The sequence below is a fragment of the Streptomyces soli genome (assembly GCF_003999195.1).
Lineage (GTDB): Bacteria > Actinomycetota > Actinomycetes > Streptomycetales > Streptomycetaceae > Actinacidiphila > Actinacidiphila soli.
The window spans coordinates 1-3,638 of record NZ_RJVR01000102.1 but is presented as its reverse complement, the minus strand read 5'-3'; the positions used below and the strand labels follow the sequence as shown (position 1 = coordinate 3,638).

Annotated in this window: 3 protein-coding genes and 1 pseudogene; all 4 read left to right on the top strand. The window is 72.4% G+C overall.

Annotated features, from left to right (window positions below):
• The first annotated feature begins 1,082 nt into the window (after positions 1–1,082).
• On the top strand, positions 1,083–2,153 hold the full coding sequence (locus tag EFK10_RS08360; RefSeq protein ID WP_127355105.1) for a conjugal transfer protein: 1,071 nt from the start codon (positions 1,083–1,085) through the stop codon (positions 2,151–2,153).
• Complete coding sequence (locus EFK10_RS08355; protein ID WP_127355104.1) at positions 2,150–2,479, top strand: hypothetical protein; 330 nt, start codon at positions 2,150–2,152, stop codon at positions 2,477–2,479. The genes EFK10_RS08360 and EFK10_RS08355 overlap by 4 nt, the downstream gene beginning before the upstream one ends.
• On the top strand, positions 2,476–3,033 hold the full coding sequence (locus EFK10_RS08350) for a hypothetical protein (RefSeq protein ID WP_240677073.1): 558 nt from the start codon (positions 2,476–2,478) through the stop codon (positions 3,031–3,033). The genes EFK10_RS08355 and EFK10_RS08350 overlap by 4 nt, the downstream gene beginning before the upstream one ends.
• Positions 3,033–3,638, top strand: a pseudogene (locus tag EFK10_RS08345) (ATP-binding protein); the annotation flags it as partial. The gene EFK10_RS08350 and the pseudogene EFK10_RS08345, both read left to right, overlap by 1 nt.

Here is a 3,638-nt window from a genome sequence, read left to right as displayed (position 1 = left end):
GTCGTTGGTGCTGGCCACTTCGGGCACTCCTCCTTCTCCGCCCTCGACTGAATGAATCGGTCACTTTACCCGACTCATCACACTTTGACAGAGAGGGTCGAGAGCACCGTCATCCGCCTGACCGCCGAGCACCCCCCTGCAGTTGACGTGGCGGCCCAACAGGCCTGAAGCGGCCCACGGCCCCGGTCCCCGGCAGCGCCGAAACGACATGACGGGGCCCGAGCATCACCGGGCCGTTCCCTACCCTCCGTGACAGAAAGTAGCGGACACGCGGGGGAGTGCGCACCGGGGCCGCAACCCCACCCCGCCGCTGCCGGGCCGACGACGAAAGGCGCGGAGAGGCCGTTGCGCAAAGGTTCAGGAAAGGCTGCGCAACGACGGCGGCGACCCCCACCAACAGCAGCGCGGACCCGTCGGCAACCGCCTGCGCAGTACTCCCGCCGCGATTGCGCACCGCGCACCGCAGGGGCCCGGGCAGCGTCCCGGTTGCGCAGTCCCCGCGTCGGGTTGCGCAATCGGGTTGCGCAATCCCCGCGTCGGGTTGCGCAATCGGGCTGCGCAATCGGCGCCGCGGAGGGGCGCGGGGAGGCATTGCGCAACGCGCGAGACCGGCTCCGGGAAGCCTGCCAGCGGCCGCCGTGGGTCGGTGAGCGGGGGCGGGTCGGAGCCTGCGGGCGGTGAGCAGGCGTGGTGAGTTCGTGCGATCGGCGTGGTGAGTTTTGCTGGCAGGCGCCCGGACCGTGGTGAGTTTTCCCGGCGGCCGTGGTGAGTTTTGGTGGCGGCCGTGGTGAGTTCTGGTTCGAGCGCGTGGTGAGTAGGGGGCAAGGCCGTGGTGAGTGCAGAAATCCTCGGATTCCCGCCCGCCCCGCTCCAGCTCCCGCCTGCCGGACCGGCGCAGGAAAAGGGCCTGTGACCAGGCGTGGTGAGTGGCAGGGCCAACTCACCACGGGGGCGGAAAACTCACCACGGGCGCCGTTGCCGAACCGTGATGTCAAAGGGGTCCTGGTGGTGAGCGAATCGGTGAGTAGTGCCGGGCTTCATAGGGGCAACACCCCGACCGCCCCTTCCCCAGGAGCCCTTGTATGCCCACCCAGACCCCACGAAGGCCAGCCCCCGCGGCCGCCTCCACCCCCCGGCCGCTGCACACTCCGAGCGCGTCCCTCGGCACCTTGAAGGCCGCGCACCGGCGGGTCTGCCTGGCCCGGATCGGGGTGTGGGCGGCGCTGGCGGCCGGCCCGGTGGCGCTGGCCGTCGTGTGCGCAATGCCCCGCACCGTCGCGGCCATTGCGCAACCCACCACCACCGCACCGGCCGCATTGCGCAACCCGGATCCGGCCGGGGTGGCGACGCTGTTCTGCGATCTGTGGCTGCGCAGCGACGCCACCAAGACCGACAGCACGACTGCGCAAGCCGTCCACGCGCTCGCGCCCTCCGTCGATCTGCCGACCCTGTCCGGCAGCGCGGTTGCGCAGTCGCTGCTGCGCACCGTGGCGGTGCGCAGCGCGCGGCTGAGTGACGGCAGCTGGTCGGTCGTCGTCGCTGCGCAGTTCACTGTCCGTAACGACAGCAGCGGTTCGTCGTCGGCTTCGGACGCGGATGCGCGGACGGTCGTGCGGTACTTCGCCGTGCCAGTGTTCGCGTCGGACACCGCGGGCGGGACGGGCGCGTTCACGGTGACCGCGGCCCCCGCCGAGATCGCCGGCCTGGGTACGGCGAAGGCGGTCGATTCTGTGTTCGGGAATCCGCTGCCCGCCGACGGCGCGCTGGTGTCGTCGCTGGGCGAGTTCTTCGATGCGTACCTCACCGGCGTCGGCGAGGTCGACCGCTACCTCTCCCCCGGCACCGACCTGACCGCGGTCAGCGGGTCCGGCTACACGGCGGTGACGGTCGACCAGGCCGCCGCCGACTCCGGAGTCGCCGGCGGTTCGGTGCCGGGCGACGGCACGACGGTGCGGGTCCAGGCCCATGTCACCGCCACGGACGCCACGGGCGGCCGGTGGCCGCTGGTCTACACGCTTGCGATGACCGCCCGCTCGGGCCGGTGGGAAGTCACCGCCCTTCAGGCCGGAGCACCGGCGAAGACCGCCACCGCGAAGGCCACGCACGCTCGCAGCAACAGCACGGCCACGGCGGTTGGGGGTGCGGCCAAGTGACCACCACCCATGTGCAGCTGGCCGGGAAGCTCGCCGACCTCGGCAACTCCTGGCTGTCGACGCTCGGGACCTGGGGCGACAAGGGCCTGCAGGTCGGCCTCACCGCGATCGTGGTCATCACCTTCGTCCGCAAGGTCTCCCTCAAAGCCGGTATCGGCGCCCTGATCGGCATGGTCCTTGCGCTGGGCCTCTACAACTCCCGCGACAGCCTGGCCAACCTCTTCCAGGACGAGGTCAACAACCCGGCCAAGGCCTCCGGGGCCATCACCGTCGTGGTCTCACCGCAGCCGCACCAACTGCCCGGCGTGGCGGGCGGTGTGCTGTGAGCGGCCAGGCCGCTGAGCGGCAGCGGGTCGCCCGGGTCTACACCGCCGCCCGCCGCCACCCCTGGGTCCTGGGCAAACTGGGCGACTGGGTCATCTGGTTCGGCCCCTACACCCCCGCACAACTGGTCGTCATGGGCGGCGGCGCCCTGCTACTCATCAAAACCTTCACACTGTGGGCCTGGCTGGGCCCGGTGCCGGTGGTGCTGTGGCTGGTGACGATCTGGGCCGTACGCGGCGCCACAATCGGCGGCCGGACCCCCTTCACCGCCGCCTTCGGGTGGCTGACGCTGCTCGCGCAGCACCCGGCCGGCCGGATCGGCGGGCGGGCCGCCCGCGACCGCCGCCCCACCACCCACACCGGCCGCTTCGTCATCGAGCACGCCCCGGTCGGCGCGTCCAGCGTGGTCCGCACGGCCAAGGCGGGCCGCACGCACCGGGCTTCCCGCCGCCGTGCCCCGGCCCCGGTTCCAGCGGCTGTGCGGCCGGTGCCGGTCAGTGGGCTGGCCCGGCTGCTGCAGGACGCGGCGGCCCGCGAGCCGGCGGGGAGGTCCTGATGCGGATCCCGTTCCGGCACATCGCCGGACACCTGGTCTGGTCCACCTCGGGCAGCGTGTGGGCCATCTGGCGGATCGCCCCGGTCGGCGGCCGCTACGTCCCCACCCGCGTACGCGACGAACTACTCGGACGGGTCACCAGCTTGGTGCGCTCCCTGGCCGGGGCGCCGCGCCTGTTCGGGTTGGCCGCGCGGGTCGATCCGGGCGAAGTCGCCGAGCAGATGGTGACCGGCCTGGACTGGCAGCGTCTTCCGGCGTGGGCGGAGACCACCGCCGCCGGCCTGAACCTGCTGACCGGCCAGGAGATGCACCGCCGCACCCTCTGGCTGGCCATACCCCTGTCGTCCCCGCACGGCCGGTTCGACCTCACCGCCACCAGCACGGCGATGTGGTCGGAGCTGTCCGGGTCGCTCGGCCTGGCGCCGACACCGGTCGCCGTCGACGAGGTGACCGAGTACACCGAGCAGGCCCACCGGGTGCAAGCAGCCCTCGGCGGCGGCCTGGCCCTGCGCCCCGCATCCCCGGCGGAGATCGTGTGGATGGTCCAGCACGCCGTGCACCGCGGCCTCGAGGAGCCGCTGCTCACCGACGCCGAACACTCGCCG

Coding starts and splice junctions, on each gene's coding strand:
- EFK10_RS08360 (WP_127355105.1), top strand. CDS start 1,083: ATGCCCACCCAGACCCCACGAAGGCCAGCCCCCGCGGCCGCCTCCACC.